17 protein-coding genes and 1 pseudogene are annotated in these 16,773 nt (G+C 68.2%); 15 read left to right on the forward strand and 3 right to left on the reverse strand.

What is annotated here, in order from left to right:
* Positions 1 to 491, forward strand: a pseudogene (locus tag B1790_RS07265) (hypothetical protein); the annotation flags it as partial.
* A gap of 73 nt (positions 492 to 564) precedes the next feature.
* On the opposite strand, the gene B1790_RS07270 reads toward B1790_RS07265, so the two are convergent.
* Positions 565 to 714 carry a DUF1059 domain-containing protein gene (locus B1790_RS07270; protein WP_079922554.1) on the reverse strand — a complete coding sequence of 50 codons (150 nt, stop codon included), beginning with the start codon at positions 712 to 714 and terminating at the stop codon, positions 565 to 567.
* A 3-nt stretch (positions 715 to 717) separates the two neighbouring features.
* Complete coding sequence (locus B1790_RS07275) at positions 718 to 1,302, reverse strand: HhH-GPD-type base excision DNA repair protein (RefSeq protein WP_079922555.1); 585 nt, start codon at positions 1,300 to 1,302, stop codon at positions 718 to 720.
* A 56-nt stretch (positions 1,303 to 1,358) separates the two neighbouring features.
* On the opposite strand from B1790_RS07275, the gene B1790_RS07280 reads away from it, so the two are divergent.
* The 7 genes from B1790_RS07280 to B1790_RS07310 all read left to right on the forward strand — a co-directional run bounded on the left by B1790_RS07280 (position 1,359) and on the right by B1790_RS07310 (position 8,868).
* A complete protein-coding gene (locus B1790_RS07280) occupies positions 1,359 to 2,558 on the forward strand; it encodes a sensor histidine kinase (protein ID WP_079922615.1) in 1,200 nt (399 codons plus the stop codon).
* Positions 2,555 to 3,358 (forward strand): LytTR family DNA-binding domain-containing protein, encoded by an 804-nt coding sequence (locus B1790_RS07285; RefSeq protein WP_079922556.1) that lies wholly within the window; start codon positions 2,555 to 2,557, stop codon positions 3,356 to 3,358. The genes B1790_RS07280 and B1790_RS07285 overlap by 4 nt, the downstream gene beginning before the upstream one ends.
* A complete protein-coding gene (locus tag B1790_RS07290; protein WP_079922557.1) occupies positions 3,351 to 3,722 on the forward strand; it encodes a hypothetical protein in 372 nt (123 codons plus the stop codon). The genes B1790_RS07285 and B1790_RS07290 overlap by 8 nt, the downstream gene beginning before the upstream one ends.
* Positions 3,719 to 5,455, forward strand: a complete 1,737-nt coding sequence (locus B1790_RS07295; RefSeq protein ID WP_079922558.1) for a cation acetate symporter — start codon at positions 3,719 to 3,721, stop codon at positions 5,453 to 5,455. The genes B1790_RS07290 and B1790_RS07295 overlap by 4 nt, the downstream gene beginning before the upstream one ends.
* 228 nt (positions 5,456 to 5,683) lie before the next feature.
* A complete protein-coding gene (locus tag B1790_RS07300; RefSeq protein ID WP_142271120.1) occupies positions 5,684 to 5,974 on the forward strand; it encodes a DUF485 domain-containing protein in 291 nt (96 codons plus the stop codon).
* Positions 5,971 to 7,599 carry a cation acetate symporter gene (locus B1790_RS07305; RefSeq protein WP_079922560.1) on the forward strand — a complete coding sequence of 543 codons (1,629 nt, stop codon included), beginning with the start codon at positions 5,971 to 5,973 and terminating at the stop codon, positions 7,597 to 7,599. Before B1790_RS07300 ends, B1790_RS07305 begins: the two co-directional genes overlap by 4 nt.
* A gap of 69 nt (positions 7,600 to 7,668) precedes the next feature.
* Positions 7,669 to 8,868, forward strand: a complete 1,200-nt coding sequence (locus B1790_RS07310) for an MFS transporter (protein ID WP_255407252.1) — start codon at positions 7,669 to 7,671, stop codon at positions 8,866 to 8,868.
* Positions 8,869 to 8,878: 10 nt separating this feature from the next.
* Here the strand turns inward: B1790_RS07310 and B1790_RS07315 are convergent, their stop codons facing one another.
* Positions 8,879 to 9,652 (reverse strand): IclR family transcriptional regulator, encoded by a 774-nt coding sequence (locus tag B1790_RS07315; RefSeq protein WP_079922562.1) that lies wholly within the window; start codon positions 9,650 to 9,652, stop codon positions 8,879 to 8,881.
* Positions 9,653 to 9,795: 143 nt separating this feature from the next.
* On the opposite strand from B1790_RS07315, the gene B1790_RS07320 reads away from it, so the two are divergent.
* From B1790_RS07320 to B1790_RS07350, 7 genes are all read left to right on the forward strand, one after another.
* Positions 9,796 to 10,758, forward strand: a complete 963-nt coding sequence (locus B1790_RS07320; RefSeq protein WP_142271108.1) for a hypothetical protein — start codon at positions 9,796 to 9,798, stop codon at positions 10,756 to 10,758.
* Positions 10,759 to 10,778: 20 nt separating this feature from the next.
* Positions 10,779 to 11,720: an acetaldehyde dehydrogenase (acetylating) gene (locus B1790_RS07325; RefSeq protein WP_079922564.1), complete on the forward strand. Its 942-nt coding sequence runs from the start codon at positions 10,779 to 10,781 to the stop codon at positions 11,718 to 11,720.
* The gene (gene dmpG, locus B1790_RS07330) at positions 11,717 to 12,721 is read left to right on the forward strand and encodes a 4-hydroxy-2-oxovalerate aldolase (protein WP_079922565.1); all 1,005 of its coding nucleotides are present in this window, start codon (positions 11,717 to 11,719) and stop codon (positions 12,719 to 12,721) included. Before B1790_RS07325 ends, dmpG begins: the two co-directional genes overlap by 4 nt.
* A 67-nt stretch (positions 12,722 to 12,788) precedes the next feature.
* The gene (locus tag B1790_RS07335) at positions 12,789 to 14,339 is read left to right on the forward strand and encodes an APC family permease (protein WP_079922566.1); all 1,551 of its coding nucleotides are present in this window, start codon (positions 12,789 to 12,791) and stop codon (positions 14,337 to 14,339) included.
* Positions 14,340 to 14,493: 154 nt separating this feature from the next.
* The gene (locus tag B1790_RS07340; protein WP_198951940.1) at positions 14,494 to 15,015 is read left to right on the forward strand and encodes a TetR/AcrR family transcriptional regulator; all 522 of its coding nucleotides are present in this window, start codon (positions 14,494 to 14,496) and stop codon (positions 15,013 to 15,015) included.
* Positions 15,016 to 15,018: 3 nt separating this feature from the next.
* A complete protein-coding gene (locus tag B1790_RS07345; RefSeq protein ID WP_079922568.1) occupies positions 15,019 to 16,455 on the forward strand; it encodes an aminobutyraldehyde dehydrogenase in 1,437 nt (478 codons plus the stop codon).
* Positions 16,455 to 16,772 carry a hypothetical protein gene (locus B1790_RS07350; RefSeq protein WP_079922569.1) on the forward strand — a complete coding sequence of 106 codons (318 nt, stop codon included), beginning with the start codon at positions 16,455 to 16,457 and terminating at the stop codon, positions 16,770 to 16,772. Before B1790_RS07345 ends, B1790_RS07350 begins: the two co-directional genes overlap by 1 nt.
* The last annotated feature ends 1 nt before the right edge of the window (position 16,773 follow it).

Raw genomic sequence — 16,773 nt, forward strand, 5'->3', positions numbered from 1 at the left:
CCCCGGCCGCCGTGCCCGCCGCCGCAACCGTCCCCAGCCCGGACGGCGCCGCTCCGGCACCGGCGCCCAACTTCGGGCCGGACGCGCCGACCACACAGGACTTCATGTACCCGTCGATCGGCAACGGCTGCGGGTCCGACGGCGGCAACGTGCTGGCTGCGGCGATCTCCGTCGCCGGCCCTGCGTCGATCCCCAAGCCGGGACCCGCCGCCGGCCAGACGGCCTACGTGTTCACCGCGATGGGCACGCCGGGACCGGCCCCCGTGCAGAAGCTGCCGCTGAACGTCACCTGGGTCAACCTGACCAGCGGCAAGTCGGGAACGGTCACGCTCAAGCCGCAGGCCGACATCAACCCGGCGGGGCCGACGACGCTCACCGCGATCGCCGACACCGGCTCGGGCAGCATCATGTCGACGATCTTCGGACAGGTCACCACGACCGAGAAGCAGTGCCAGTTCATGCCGACGATCGGTTCGACCGTCGTCCCGTGATCTCCCCCTAGACAGCACTGGCTGCCGTCGCGCCTCGGCGTCGACGACAGCCAGTGCTGTCTTGGCAGCTGGGTCAGTAGGCCATGAAGAGGATCATCTCGCGGTCGTACTCCCTGCCGGGGTGTGCCTCGGAGAGATGCGACTGAGCCTTCTCGACGAGGTCGTCCTCGTCAGTGCCGACAATGGCTTCGCCGCAGGGACAGCTCAAGTGTGTTTTCGCCATGCCTCACGATCCCACAGCCCCGGCCTTCGCCGCCGCCTTGGCGGCCTTCTTGTACGAGCGCACCTTCTCCAGCGAGCCCTGGTCGACGACGTCGGCCACCGACATGTGCGACCCCTCGGTGCCGTAGTCGCCGGCCGCCGCACGCCAACCCTCCGGGGTCACGCCGTACTGCTTGCCGAGCAGCGCCAGGAAGATCTTGGCCTTCTGCTCACCGAAGCCGGGCAGCGCCTTCAGCCGGCGCAACACCTCGGCGCCGTCGGGGTCACCCGCCGTCCACAGCGCCACGACGTCACCGTCGTACTCGTCGACTATCGCCTGCGCCAACGTCTGCAGCCGCTTGGCCATCGAGCCCGGAAACCTGTGCACCGCAGGCTTTTCCGAGAACAGCTTGACGAAGGCATCCGGGTCGTAGTCGGCGATCTCGCGGGCGTCAACGCCACCCATCCGCTCGGCCAGCTTCTGGGGGCCTGCGAACGCGACCTCCATCGGGATTTGCTGATCCAGCATCATCCCGACCAGCAACGCAAAGGGATTGGACTCCAGAAGCTCGTCGGCGACGGGATCTTGCACTAGCTGCAGTTTCGCCATGGCGCCAGTCTAAGGTGACGTTCACTCCCGCAGACCGGCCGACCGTGCGAGGTGACATGCCTGCCGAGATCGCAATCGCCTTGGCGGCAGCGCTGTTCCTGGCCGTCGTTGCCGCCGTCATCGCGGTACGCACCCGCCGCGTGGTGGCCACCCCCACCGAGCGCGCCGTGCACGCTGCGCTGCACACCGCCTCGCTGGCGGCGCACGCACTGCGACACGGGCTCGACGAGGATTCGGCCGGTCGCGCCGCGCCGTTCCTCCGGCAGCTCACCGGTGCCGACGCCGTCGTCGTCTACGACGCGTCCGGCGAACACCTGGCCCACGATCCGTCCGACATGGCCGACGCCCTCGCCGCGGCCGGGACCGCAGCCAAGGAGGCTCTCGCCGGCCCACGACGCATCATGTCGAGCCACCGCGCGGGCGCGATGGTCGCCCAACCACTGCTGACCGACGACGGCGACGCCCTCGGCGTCCTGGTCGCGGTGACGTCGCGTCAGCCCGGCCCCGGCATGGTCGGCGCCATCGGCGAGGTGGCCGGCTACGCCGCCAGCCAACTCGAACTCGCCGACCTCGACGCTTCCCGCGCCCGCCTGGACCGCGCCGAGGTGTTGGCACTGCGCGCCCAGATCAGCCCGCACTTCATCTACAACGCCCTGAACACCATCGCGTCGTTCGTCCGCACCGACCCCGACCGCGCGAGGGAGCTGATCCTCGAATTCGCCGACTTCACCAGGTACTCGTTCCGCGCAGCGGGCCAATTCACCACCCTGGCCGACGAGCTGCGCAACATCGACCGCTACCTGACGCTGGAACGGGCTCGCTTCGGCGAATCGCTCACCGTCAGGCTGCAGGTCGCCCCCGAGATGCTCGCGGTCGTCGTCCCGTTTCTGGCACTGCAACCGTTGGTGGAGAACGCCGTCCGGCACGGGCTGGCAGACCGCGGCGGCGGAACCGTCGAGATCCTCGCGCGCGACGACGGGACCGACTGCGTCATCACCGTCGAGGACGACGGCGTCGGCATGGACCCCGAGGCGTTGCGGTCGGGCCCCGCCGACGCGCTGGCCGACGGAGCGCCGGACGCGAGCGGGCATTCCGCGCACGTCGGGTTGACCAATGTCGACCATCGCCTGCGCGCGGCCTTCGGAAACGACTACGGTCTGGTGGTCGAGACGGCCGTGGGCGCGGGTACCAAGGTCCTCATGCGGGTCCCGAAATTCCGGTCGGGAGTCCGGGCCGGCGGAGGTGCGTTCAGGTGAAGCCGCTCGTGGTGCTCGCGGTCGACGACGAGGCGCCTGCCCTCGACGAACTGGCTTACCTGCTCGACGCGCATCCCGACATCTCCGAGGTGCTTCGGGCAGGCGACGCGACTTCGGCGCTGCGCGAACTGAACCGGCGGCCCATCGACGCGGTGTTCCTCGACGTCAACATGCCCGGCCTCAGCGGGCTGGAACTGGCGGGGGTCCTCGCCAACTACTCCTACCGTCCCGCGGTGGTGTTCGTGACCGCGCACGACGACAAGGCCGTGGAGGCGTTCGACGTCGGGGCGGTCGACTACCTGCTCAAGCCCATCCGTGAGAGCCGGCTCGACGAAGCCGTCCGCAGAGTGCTTGCCGTCGCGTCCGAGCCGAGCCGCGCTGCCGACGAAGACGACGACGAACGGGACGACGTCATTCCCGCCGAGCTCGGGGGCATCACCCACCTGGTTCCGCGCGACACCATCAGCTGGGTCGAAGCCGAGGGCGACTACGCGCGCCTGCACTCCGAATCGGGCGCCCACCTGGTGCGCATTCCGTTGAGTACCCTCGAATCCCGTTGGCGGGAACGAGGTTTCCAGCGAATTCACCGCTCCTATCTGGTGGCGCTTCGGATGGTGACCGGACTGCGGACCAGCGACGGCGCGGTGCTCGTCCGCCTGCGTTCCAACGGCGCGACGCCCGCGGTGGAACTGCCGGTGAGTCGGCGTCAGGCCCGTGAACTCCGTGATCGTGTCATCCGCGAACCGATGCGCAACCTGCGGCCCTTGAGCTCGACCGGGGAATTGCTCGACGATGACTAGCCCACGCCCACAACGCGAACGCGTGATCCTGGCCAACCGGCGTGGCGCCAGGGTCATCCGCACGCGGGTCGAAGTGCAGGAACAAACCCGCGTCGGTGACGCGTTGGTCCGCGGTCTGGTGCGGGCCCAACTCGGGTTGGCGTTGCGCCTTGCCGCCGTGGCCGTCTGCGCGGTCGCGTTGATCCCCCTGCTGCTTGGGCTCTTTCCCCAAGTCGACGACGTTCACATCGCCGGCATCCGGCTGAACTGGCTCATCCTCGCCGCCCTCGTCTATCCGGTGCTCTACGGCGTCGGGCGGCTCTACGTCCGGCTGGCCGAACAGGGTGAGCGGGACTTCGTCCGCGTGGTCGACGGCGAACCATGACGGGTGCACCGCTCACGGCAGCGGCCCTGCTCGCCGCGGCGTTGGCCACCGTCGGCATCGGCTTCTACGGAATTCGATTGTCCCGCACAACGTCGGACTTCCTGGTGGCCTCACGCAGCATCGGACCGCAGTGGAATGCCGCCGCCATCTCCGGTGAATACCTCTCGGCTGCCTCGTTTCTCGGTGTCGCGGGACTGATCGCCAAGTACGGCGCCGACGCGCTGTGGTACCCGGTCGGGTTCACCGCCGGCTACCTCGGCCTCCTGCTCTTCGTCGCCGCCCCCCTGCGCCGCTCGGGCGCCTACACCGTGCCCGACTTCGCCGAGTTCCGACTGGGTTCGGCGCGACTGCGCAAGGTGGCGATGCTCGTCGTGGTCGTCATCTGCACCTTCTACCTCGTCCCCCAGTACCAGGGCGCCGGGCTGGCACTCAAAACCCTTCTCGGCCTTCCGGTGTGGGTGGGACCGGTGGCCGTTGGCGCCATCGTCGTCGTCAACGTCGTCGGCGGCGGCATGCGTTCCATCACGTTCGTGCAGGCGTTCCAGTACTGGTTGAAGCTCACGGCGATCGCCGTTCCCGCGCTGGCGCTTCTCGCCCTCTTCCTGAGCGACACCACGAAGTTGGACGGGCCGTTGCCGCCCGTCATCCAGCACCAGACGACGGTCACCGTCGAAACCGACGTCGTCGTCCAGGTCGCCGAGCCTGCGGGCATCACCGTGACCGGCGACGTCGACGGCACCCGCATGGACGGCGCGGCGTTCCCCGCACCCGGTCAGTACACGTTGGCCCACGGGAGCACGCTGACCCTGGCCGCGGGTTCGGCGACACCGGTGGTCGCTGGCGCACCCAGCTCGGGCGACGACTGGCTCGCCTCAGGCCGCGGACTTGGTGGCGGTCATCCTCTCTATCAAGTCATTTCGATCATCATCGCCACCTTCCTCGGCACGATGGGACTGCCCCACGTGCTGGTGCGCTTCTACACCAACCCCGACGGCACGGCAGCCAGACGAACGGCGTTGGCGGTGATCGCCCTGCTGTCGCTGTTCTACCTCTTTCCGACCCTGCTGGGGGTGTTTGCGAGGCAGTTCGTGCCGCAATTGCTCATCACGGGCACCGCGGACGCGGCCGTGCTGTTGCTTCCCAGCGCGGCGATCGGGGGTGGGGCAGGTGCGGTATTGGCAGCCCTCGTCGCCGCCGGCGCCATCGCGGCGTTCCTCGCCACCTCGTCCGGCCTTCTCGTCAGCATTGCGGGCGCACTGTCGACCGACGTGCTGCGCGGCCGCGTGCGCGACTTCCGCGTCGCCGCGGTCGTCGGTGGCATGGTGCCCATCCCGCTGGCGCTACTGGCGTCGTCGCTGGAACTGTCGCGCAGCGTCGGCCTCGTCTTCGCGGTGGCCGCGTCCACGCTGTGCCCGTTACTGGTGCTTGGCATTTGGTGGCGTGGGCTGACCAGCGTCGGTGCCGCTTGCGGTCTGGTGGTCGGCGGCCTCGCCTCGGGAGCGGCGACGACGCTGGCCGTCGTCGGCAGTGTCGACGACCCGTTGCTCGGCGGGTGGCCCGCCGTCGTCGTCGGCTATCCCGCCGCGGTGACCGTTCCGCTGGCATTCCTGACGATGGTGGTGGTCAGCCTGCTGACTTCGGCGTCGCGACCGCCGGACGTCGCCAGGATCTTCGCCCGCATGCACGTCCCAGAGCGGCTGGGCATGGGAGTGGAGCGACTCCCACGAGAATGAGGCTTGAACACTTCCCGTCGCTTCGCTCTGCCCTCCGAACCGTTCGTCGTAGTCGGCCGACCGCTCACCGCACGTCGCCCCGGCTTTGGCGTCCCATCCTGCAAAGGTGCTGAGAATGTGACGTGAGTCTCAATAGGCTAGCCACGAGACCTCACTTCCAGCGTCAGGAGCACCGCGGTGGCGACCACCGATAGGCAGCCGGTCAACACGGCTCAACAGTTCGTTGACATGCAGGCCAGCCCAGAGTTTCAAGAGTTACGAACACGGCTGCGCCGCTTCGTCTTTCCGATGACGGCGTTCTTCCTCATCTGGTACGCCACCTACGTTCTGCTCGGGGCCTTCGCCACTGACTTCATGGCGACCCCGGTATTCGGCAACGTCAACGTTGGCCTGCTCATCGGGCTCGGGCAGTTCCTCACCACGTTCCTCATCACCGGGATCTACGTCCGGTTCGCCAACCGGGAACTCGATCCCCGGGCAGCGGCGATCCGCGCCGAGATGGCGGGTACCGAGCGATGACACTCCTGGCAGCCACCGAGGCCGTCGGCAACCCGGCGGCCAACATCGGCATCTTCGCACTGTTCGTCGTCATCACGATGATCGTGGTGATCCGCGCCAGCAAGAAGAACGCGACCGCCGACGAATTCTTCACCGGTGGCCGGGGTTTCAGCGGCCCCCAGAACGGCATCGCCATCGCCGGCGATTACCTGTCCGCGGCCAGCTTCCTCGGCATCGCGGGCGCCATCGCCGTCTACGGCTACGACGGTTTCCTGTATTCGATCGGCTTCCTGGTCGCATGGCTCGTCGCCCTGCTGCTGGTGGCCGAATTGATGCGCAACACAGGACGATTCACCATGGCCGACGTGCTGAGCTTCCGGCTCAGCCAACGCCCGGTACGGATGGCCGCGGCCACGTCGACCTTGACGGTGTCGCTGTTCTACCTGCTCGCGCAGATGGCCGGCGCCGGTGGCCTGGTGGCACTGCTGCTCAACGTGCAGAGCAGGAGCGGACAGTCCATCGTCATCGCCGTCGTCGGCCTGCTGATGATCGTCTACGTTCTCGTCGGCGGCATGAAGGGCACCACCTGGGTGCAGATCATCAAGGCGGTGCTGCTGATCGCCGGGGCCGGTGCGATGACGGCGATCGTGTTGGTCAAGTTCGGGCTCAACTTCTCGGAGATCCTCGGCTCGGCTCAGCAGGCGATCTCGAGCGCCACCACCGCGGGCGTGGCCAACCGCGACGTCTTGGCGCCCGGCGCCCAGTACGGCGGGTCGTTCACCTCGCAGATCAACTTCATCTCGCTGGCCATCGCCCTCGTTCTCGGCACTGCGGGTCTGCCCCACGTGCTGATGCGCTTCTACACCGTGCCAACGGCCAAGGAAGCCCGCCGGTCGGTGGTGTGGGCGATCGCGCTGATCGGTGCGTTCTACCTCTTCACCCTGGTGCTCGGGTACGGCGCCGCCGCACTGGTCGGGCCCGACCGCATCCTCGCCGCGGCGGGCGGGGTCAACTCCGCGGCGCCACTGCTGGCGTTCGAACTCGGCGGCGTGATCCTGCTCGGCGTGATCTCCGCGGTCGCCTTCGCGACGATCCTCGCCGTCGTCGCCGGGCTCACCATCACCGCGTCGGCCTCGTTCGCCCACGACATCTACGCCAGCGTCCTGAAGAAGGGTCAGGTGAGCGAGAGCGAGCAGGTCCGGGTCTCCCGCATCACGGCGGTGGTGCTGGGTGTCCTGGCGATCGGGCTCGGCATCCTGGCCAACGGTCAGAACGTGGCGTTCCTGGTAGCGCTGGCCTTCGCGATCGCCGCGGCGGCCAACCTGCCGACGATCGTCTACTCGCTGTACTGGAAGCGGTTCAACACCCGCGGCGCGCTGTGGAGCATGTACGGCGGGCTGATCTCGACGCTCGTCTTGATCGTCTTCTCCCCGGCGGTGTCCGGCGCCAAGACCGCCATGATCCCCGGCGTGGACTTCGCGTGGTTCCCGCTGGCCAACCCGGGCATCGTGTCGATTCCGCTGGCGTTCGCGCTCGGCATCATCGGCACCATGACGTCCAAGGTGCCCGGCGATCCGGTGCTCGACGCGGAGATGGAGGTCCGGTCGCTGACCGGCGTCGGCGCCGAGAAGGCAATCTCACACTAGGCGGGTCGGGGCGCCGGGAAGTCCCGGTGCCCCCGGCGCGTTGACCGCCACGTGCCTACGATCAGCCAAGTGACCGAGCAGCAACCAACGCCCACCCGCCAGCGGTTCGGGTTCGCCCTGCTCGCATATGCGTTCGCGGCGATCATGCTCGGCACCACCCTGCCGACGCCGATGTATGCGCTCTACTCCGACCGCATGCACTTCCAAGTGCTGACGACGACGGTCATCTTCTCCACCTACGCCGTCGGCGTGCTCGCCGCATTGTTGGTGTTCGGCCGCTGGTCCGACGCGCTCGGCAGGCGCCCGGTGCTGCTCGCGGGCGCCGGGTTCGCCTTGGCTAGCGCCGTGGTGTTCCTGTTCGCCGACGACGTGCCGCTGCTGCTGGTGGGCCGGGTGCTGTCGGGCTTGTCGGCCGGCATCTTCACCGGGACCGCGACTGCCGCCATCGTCGAGACTGCGCCGCCGCATCAGCGCGACCGCGCGACGGCCATCGCGACCGTGGCCAACATCGGTGGCCTTGGCGCCGGGCCGTTGGTGGCCGGGGTGCTGGTGCAGTACGCCCCCGCCCCGCTACAGCTGTCCTTCTGGGTGCACATCGTGTTGGTGCTCCTCGGCGTCGGCGCTGTGCTGATGGCCCCCGAAACGTCGTCGCGCACCGGAACACTTGGTCTGCAACGACTCTCGGTGCCGGCCGAGATGCGACCCGTGTTCCTGACCGCGGCGACGGCGGCGTTCGCCGGGTTCTCCGTCACGGGCCTGTTCATGGCGGTGGTGCCGACGTTCGTACGATCGGTCATCGGCATCGAGAACCACGCCGTCGCCGGGGTGGTGGCGAGCTCGATCTTCGTCGCCTCGGCGATCGCCCAACTGTCGGCGCGTCGCATCCCGCCGCGGCGGGCCGTCGCGATCGGCTGCGCGATCCTGGTCGTGGGCATGGTGGCACTGGCGATCGCGCTGCACCTGGCGTCGCTGCCGCTGCTGGTCGTCGCCGCCCTGGTGGCGGGCATCGGGCAGGGCATCAGCTTCAGCCGTGGCCTGGCCGCCGTCGCCGAACTGGCACCCGCCGACCGCCGGGCGGAGGTCAGCTCGACGTACTTCGTGGTGGCCTACGTGGCGATCTCATTACCGGTGATCGCCGAGGGCTTCGCCTCCCAGCACCTTGGCTTGCGTACCGCCGGGGTCAGCTTCGCGATCGCCACCGCGGTGCTCGCCGCGATCTGTCTGGTCGCGATCCTGGTGCAGGAACGGCGGATCTCCGCCGGCGTGTGACGGCGGCGGATTACGGCAGCTTGGCTGCGATTTCGCGGGCACCCGCGACGACCTGGGTCCCCGCGTGCGCCAAGCTCTCGGCGGTCAGTCGGTGGGTCAGGAAGCTGATGCTCAGCGCGTAGCGCGACGGCGCCCCGTTCGGCGTGGGGACGGCAGCGGCCACGCAGGTGAGTTCCTCGGCAGCCTCTTCGCGGTCGACCGCGAAGCCGTGCTCGCGAATCTCCTTGATCTCCGCAGCCATCTTCTTCATCGACGTGATGGTGTGCGCGGTCAGCTCCGGGAGTCCCGCCGAGGCGACGACGTCGTGCCAGACGCTGTCGGGCATGGTCGCCAGGAGTGCCTTGCCCAACGCGGAGGCATGCCACGGATCGGTCTGTCCGACGTCGCTGACCTTCTTGACCGCACGCCTGCCTTCGACGACTTCGAGTATGACGACGCTGCGGTCCTTGTGCGCGGCGAAGTTCACCGTCTCGTTGAACTCGTTCACCAGCCGCTCCATGGTGGGTATCACCGCGTCGGAGGGAACCTGGTTGGAGAAGGCGCGCTGTCCGAGCCGGAAGATCTCCCAGCCCAGTCGGTACTGGTTCGCGTTGAAGCGTTCCACGTAACCAAGCGTGGCCAGGCTGTTGAGATAACGCAGCACGGTGGCCTCGTTCAGCTCTGTGCGCCTTGCGATTTCGGTGAGATTGCCGATGTCGGAGTCCGCCACCGCGGTGAGGATCCTGGCCGTGCGTTCAACGCCGATCAGGCTGGTGGACTTCTCCGATGCCGCAGCTGGTTTCACTCAGTGAAGGTTACCAGTACCCAGTGAATCGACCGTTCCTGTTGACAGGTGCGTCCACACCTCCTAGATTTTCATTCAGCGCAGTCAGATATCACTCAGTGAAATTCCGGATGTTGCGCGATCCGGCCTTCGAAGGAGAAGCGATGCCCACCGCAGCCGACAGCCGCAGGTCCAAGGTCGACGGGGCCAGCATCCTGGCCGCACAAGACCTCATGACGGCCGACGACTACGCCCTCACCCCGTCGACCAAGGCGTTCGACGACGGCGGAAAGTATCGCTTGGAAATCTCTGGCGTCGAACGGCTTTCGACCCTTGAGGCCATGCTGGACGAGGCCGACGAGCACGGGGTGTTCATTCACCGCGTCATCGCCTTCGGCGGCGGAACGACCTTGCTCACGACGAAGGAACTGGCCGACGTCAACGCTCTGGCGGCGGAGCGCAGCATCGAACTGATCGCCGTCCCCGGGCCGCGCACCGGCTGGGACCTCGGCCGCCAGGCGCTGAGCACCGAAGGCCAGGCCGGTGGGCGACGCGTACGCGGCCTCGACAACATCCGCTACCTGCTCGACGACTACCTCCGCATCTTCTCCACCGGCATCCGCGGCGTATTGGTGTGGGACGAAGGCGTTCTCGACATCCTGAACAAGGCGCGCGACGCCGGCCACATCCCCGCGGACGCCAAGTTCAAGATCTCGGTCTACGCCGGTCACGCCAACCCGGCTTCGATCCGGATCCTCCAGGACCTCGGCGCCGACAGCGTCAACCCCGTCGGCGACCTCTCCCGCCCGATGCTGGCCGCCATCCGCAACTCAGTCGACGTCCCGCTCGACGTCTGGGCGGAGACCTTCGAGTCCTTCGGCGGGATGAACCGGCTGTGGGAGGCCGGCGACATCGCGCGCGTCGCGGGGCCGGTCTACTTCAAGATCGAGCCCGGCGAGTCGGAGGCCGTCATGTACAACGGCTGGGTTCGCCCCGAGTTCCACGCCGAACTCATCCGACACAAGGTCCGCCACGCCGCCATCCTCAACGAGCTGGTGCAGACCAACGCTCCCGACGTCGCGGTGTCGCCGAAGCCGCGTCCCGCGTTGCGCGCGCACACCAACTGATGCAGACGAACGGAGTAGTGATGACTCGACGTCATCGGGCCGCGATCATCGGCTCAGGGAACATCGGCACCGACCTGCTGATGAAACTGCGCCGCTCGAACGTGCTCGACGTCGCGGCCATGGCCGGGATCGACTCGGGCAGTGACGGTCTCGCGCGGGCCGCCGCGCTGGACGTGGCGGTCACCGCCGACGGCGTCGACGGTCTGCTGAGGCTCGGCGCCTTCGACGACGTCGAGGTGGTGTTCGACGCGACCAGCGCAGGCGCCCACCACGTGAACGACGCGGCGCTGCTGGAGACCGGCAGACGGATCGTCGACCTCACCCCGGCAGCCATCGGCCCGTTCGTGGTGCCAGCGGTCAACATGGCGCGGCTGACGGGTCAGCGGAACCTCAACATGGTGACGTGCGGCGGCCAGGCCACGATCCCCGTCGTCGCGGCGTTGGCCGGGGTGACCGACGTGCACTACGCAGAGATCGTCGCGTCCATCTCGTCGCGGTCGGCGGGTCCTGGCACGCGGGCCAACATCGACGAGTTCACCGACACGACGGCGCGCGCCATCGAGATCGTCGGCGGCGCCACCCGGGGCAAGGCCATCATCGTGCTCAACCCGGCCGAGCCGCCGATGCTGATGCGCGACACCGTCGCCGCGCTGGTGTCCACGACCGACGAGGACGCGATCGACTCCGCCGTCACCGCGATGGTCGCCGAGGTGGCGCGCTACGTGCCGGGCTACCGCCTGGCACAACGGGTTCGCGTCGACCCGGTTCCGTCGACGGATCCACGTCGTCGCCTGGCCGGGGCGGCCAGCCGACTCGACCTTCAGCAGGTGACGGTCTTCCTCGAGGTGGAGGGCGCCGCCGACTACCTTCCTGCCTACGCAGGCAACCTCGACATCATGACGGCCGCCGCCGTCCAGGTCGCCGAGCAGTTGGTCACCCTGACGCCCGAGCCGGTCCGATGACCACCGAGGTCTACGTCCAGGACGTGACGCTGCGCGACGGCATGCACGCCGTCGGGCACTCGCTGAGCCTGGACGACGTCCGGCGCATCGCCGGTGCGCTCGAGGCCGCGGGCGTCGCGGCGATCGAGGTCGCGCACGGTGACGGACTTGCCGGCGGCAGCCTGACCTACGGGGCGGGCGCGCACGACGACGGCGCCTGGATCGCCGCCGCGGCCGAGGTCGTCCAGACCGCCCGCCTGACAACGCTTCTCATCCCCGGCATCGGGACGGTCGACGATCTGCGCGCGGCCGTCGACCTCGGCGTCACCTCGGTGCGGGTCGCGACCCACTGCACCGAGGCCGACATCGCCCGCCAGCACATCGGCACCGCCCGCTCGCTCGGAATCGACGTCGCCGGTTTCCTCATGATGTCGCACCTCGCCCCGCCGGATCGGCTGGCCGCCCAGGCCAAGGTCATGGAGGACGCCGGTGCGGAGTGCGTCTACGTCACCGATTCGGCAGGCAGGTTGACGATGACCGGCGTCCGCGATCGAGTGCGTGCCTACCGCGACGTGCTCGCACCCACGACGTCGATCGGGGTGCACGCGCACCACAATCTGGCTCTGGGAGTGGCCAATTCACTGGTGGCAGTCGAGGAGGGCGCGCACCGCGTGGACGCCTCGCTGACCGGACTGGGTGCGGGAGCGGGCAATTGCCCGCTGGAGGCCTTCGTCGCCGTCGCCGAACTCAACGGGTGGCAGCACGGGTGTGACCTCTATGCGCTGATGGACGCCGCCGACGACGTCGTCCGGCCGCTGCAGCAGCGTCCCGTGCGAGTCGACCGCGAGACGCTCACACTGGGCTTCGCCGGCGTGTACTCCAGCTTCCTTCTGCACGCCGAGCGCATCGCCGCCGACGTCGGGATCGACACCCGCGACCTGCTCGTCGACGCCGGCCGCAGGTCGATGGTCGGCGGCCAGGAAGACCTGCTCCTCGACCTCGCTCTCGGCGCGAGGGGGTGACGGACCGCCGCGCAGCCCGGCCACCGAAGCATCGTCACACGCCCAAAAACACGAAAGATGAACGACTATGGAGAACGTCACCGCATCCCTACCCCCACGACGGCCGGCTCCCCCGACCGGCACCTCGCCTTCGCCCGACACGCCGCTGCCTGCCGGGCGGCGCAACCATGGCCTCAAGCAGAACAGCCTCGGCGTGCCGAGCATCTTCTTCTACATCATCGCCGCGGCGTCCCCGCTGACCGTCGTGGTCGCGCTGTTCCCCATCATCATCGGCTCGGGCAACGGCGTCGGGATGCCGGGTGCGTTCGTCATCGCCGCGGTGGTGCTCATGATCTTCGCCGTCGGATACGTGGCGATGAGCCGACACGTCACCAATGCGGGGGCGTTCTACGCCTACGTGACGTTGGGACTCGGGCGTGTCGCCGGACTGGGGTCGGCGTTCCTCGCGATCTTCGCCTACAACGCGATCCAGGCCGGGCTCTACGGCGGCTTCGGTTACTACGCCGCCGAGCTGATCAATCCGCGACTGGGTGTCGAGATCCCCTGGTGGGCATACGCATTCGTCGGCCTGCTGTTGTGTCTCGGCCTCGGCGTGCAGGGCGTGCACTCCGGCGCGAAGGTCCTCGGGGTCTTCATGACGCTGGAGGTCACCATGATCACCATCCTCAGCGCGTTCAGCCTGTTCGGTGACGCCGTCCCCGTGTCTCAGTTCTCCTTCGAGCCGTTCGCGCCGAGCGTCGTGCTGGGTGGCGCGCTGGGTGTCGCGCTGATGTTCGCGCACGCCTCGTTCATCGGCTTCGAGGGATCGGCGATCTACGGCGAGGAAGCGCGGGATCCGGCGCGCACCATCCCGCGCGCCACGTACCTGTCGATCGCGTTCATGGGCGTCCTGTACGCGGTGTCGGGCTGGCTCATCATCAACGCACTCGGCGTCGACCAGGTCGTCGGGATCGCCACCGAGACGGGTGGCAACTTCATCTTCGTCGCCAGCGACACCATCATCGGCCACAACATCTCGCTGGTGTTCCAGATGCTGATCGTCACCGCGACGTTCGCGGCCATCGTCACCTTCCACAACAACGTCGCCCGGTACACGTTCTCCCTCGGACGGCAGGGCCTCATCTGGCAGCCCCTTGGCTGGACGCTGCCCCGCCGCCAGACGCCGTGGGTCGCGTCGATCGTCCAGAGCGTGACCGTCGGCATCGTGATCGCGCTGTTCGCGCTCTTCGGGCAGGACCCGTTCGCCACGCTGTTCACCTGGGCGACGGGCATCGGCACCGTCGGGGTGATCCTGTCGCAACTCGTCGCTGGCATCGCGATCTTCGCGTTCTTCCGCAAGTCCGACGTCGACAAGCGGCCGTGGAACACCGTGATCGCACCCCTTCTCGCAATCGTGGGACTCGGTGGGTTCTTCGTCCTGACCCTCGACAGCCTCGACGTGCTGCTCGGCGTGCAGGGCACCATGGCGGCGATCATGCTCTCGCTGGTGTTCATCGCGTTCCTCGCGGGTGCGGCCTACGGCGTCTACCTCAAGGTCGCGGCGCCCGCGAGGTATGCCCTCGTCGGACAGGCGCTCAACGAGCGGGACGTGCCAGAGCCCGCTCCCGAAGCGTCTTAGCACCAACCACTTTCACCGTTCGCCGCGCGCCCACGCCCAACGTTACGTACATTTGTCCGCAACGATGCGTACGAATGTTCTTAACGAAGGAGTTGGCATGGGATCCGCACCGCGGCGGGCACGTCGACACGACCCCGACAGAAAGGAGCGCATCGTGGCATCGGCCCTGGGAGTACTCGCCAGTGACGGCGTGGCCGGCATCACCCACCGCGCCGTCGCCACCGCCGCCGACGTGCCGCTGGGCTCGGTCACCTACCACTTCGCCACGCTGGACGACCTCGTCCAGCACGCGTTCGAGGCCCACGTCGACGCGCTGGCCACGCGCTTCGAGGCCCGCTTGGCGTCGTGCGGCAACGGCGACGACCTCATCCAGACCATCGCCTCGGCCATCACCGACGACCTCGCCAGCCATCCCAACGAACTCGCCGTCACCTACGAGCTGTACGGCGGCGCCGTGCGCAGGCCCGCGATCCGGCACCTCACCCAACGCTGGATGGAGCGCGCCGAGGACGCCCTCGCGGAGCACTTCGACCGCACCACCGCACGGCTCGTCGACGTCGTCGTCGAGGGCCTGATGGTGCACACGTCCATTGCGCAACAACCCATGTCGAAAGACGAAGTTCGCGCCCTGCTGACCATGGCGGCCGGCGGCGCACCCACCACCACCGAGGAGTGACCCATGACCTTCCACACCAAGATGTTCATCGACGGCACCTGGACCGAGGCCGCAGACGGCGGCGTCGACCAGGTCAACGCCCCGACCACCGGTGAGGCCTTCGCCGAAATCGCCCGTGGCGGTGCAGCCGACGTCGACCGCGCCGTCGCGGCCGCCGAGGCCGCCTTCCCGGACTGGTCCAGGACGCCCGTTGGCGAACGGGCCAGGGCATTCCTCACCCTGGCCGACCGCGTCGAGGCCGACCAGCGCACGCTTGCCGAGATCGAGTCGCGCAACGTGGGCAAGCCCATCGGCCTCGCGCTCGAGGAGATGGAGATGATCCCCGATCACCTCCGGTTCTTCGCGGGCGGCGCCCGCACCATGGAGGGTCGCGCCGCAGCCGAGTTCGTGCGGGGCAAGACCAGCATCATCCGACGCGACCCGCTCGGCGTCGTCGGCTCGGTCGCCCCGTGGAACTACCCCCTGCTGATGGCGATCTGGAAGATCTCCCCCGCGCTGCTCACCGGTAACACGCTGGTGCTCAAGCCTTCCGAGCACACCCCGTACTCGGTGCTGCGGCTCGCCGAACTCGCCGAGGATCTCTTCCCGGCGGGAGTGTTCAACGTGGTGACCGGCGACGGCAAGGAGGTCGGCGCCCGATTGGTTGCCCACCCGCGGGTACGCATGTCCTCGCTCACCGGGTCGGTCGCGACGGGACGGGCGCTGATGCACGCCGCCGCCGAATCCAACCTCAAGCGGCTGCACCTCGAACTCGGCGGCAAGGCCCCGGTGCTGGTGTACTCCGACGCCGACGTACCCCTGGCGGTTGGCAAGATCATGGAGGGCGCGTTCTGCAACTCCGGGCAGGACTGCATGGCCGCATCCCGGCTCTACGTCCACGAGTCCGTACACGACGAGTTCGTCGCCGGCCTCGAGAAGGCAGTCAAGGAGCTGAACTTGGGCGACACCGCCGACGAGAACACGTCGATGGGTCCGGTCATCACCGCGGCCCACCGCGACCGGGTCGAAGGCTTCGTCGCGCGCGCCAAGGCCACCGGCCACACCGAGCTGATCCAGGGTGACAACCCCGGCACCGGTTTCTACACCGCACCCACCGTCGTCGTCGGCGCGCGTCAAGGCGACGAGATCGTCAGCACCGAGGTGTTCGGTCCCGTGACGTCGGTGACGAAGTTCGACGACGGCGACGACGTCGTCGCCTGGGCCAACGACACCGAATACGGGCTCGCTGCATCGGTTTTCACCAACGACCTGTCGCGGGCGATGACCGCGTCGAGTGACCTTCAGTTCGGCACCGTGTGGGTCAACGACCACCTACCAGTCACCCCCGAGATGCCGCACGGCGGCTTCAAGCAGTCCGGTAACGGCAAGGACATGTCGGTCTACGCCCTCGAGGAGTACACCGCGGTCAAGCACGTCATGATCAACCGCGAGATCGCCTGATGCCAGTCAGCGCGGTCAACACCTTTCGCCTGCGCTCCGGGGTCACCGCCGAGCAGTTCGAACGGTTCTCGGCCGACCTCGACCGGCCGACGTGCCTGGCGTTCGACGTGGTCTTCGACTTCGAGGTGTATCTAACCGAGGGCGAGGGCACCGAGGTCGTCGAGATCATGACCGTCTCGTCGTGGCCCGAATGGGAACGCGTTCGCGACGCGTCACCGGAACTGAAACCCGTGGTCGAGAGGTTCGACGAACTCGTCGAGCCCAGCAGCGTCGCCACGCTGCTGACCCGCAAATCACCCCTGCCGCAGGAGATCTGAC

Source organism: Mycobacterium sp. AT1 (assembly GCF_002043095.1).
In the GTDB taxonomy this organism is placed as follows: Bacteria; Actinomycetota; Actinomycetes; order Mycobacteriales; family Mycobacteriaceae; genus Mycobacterium.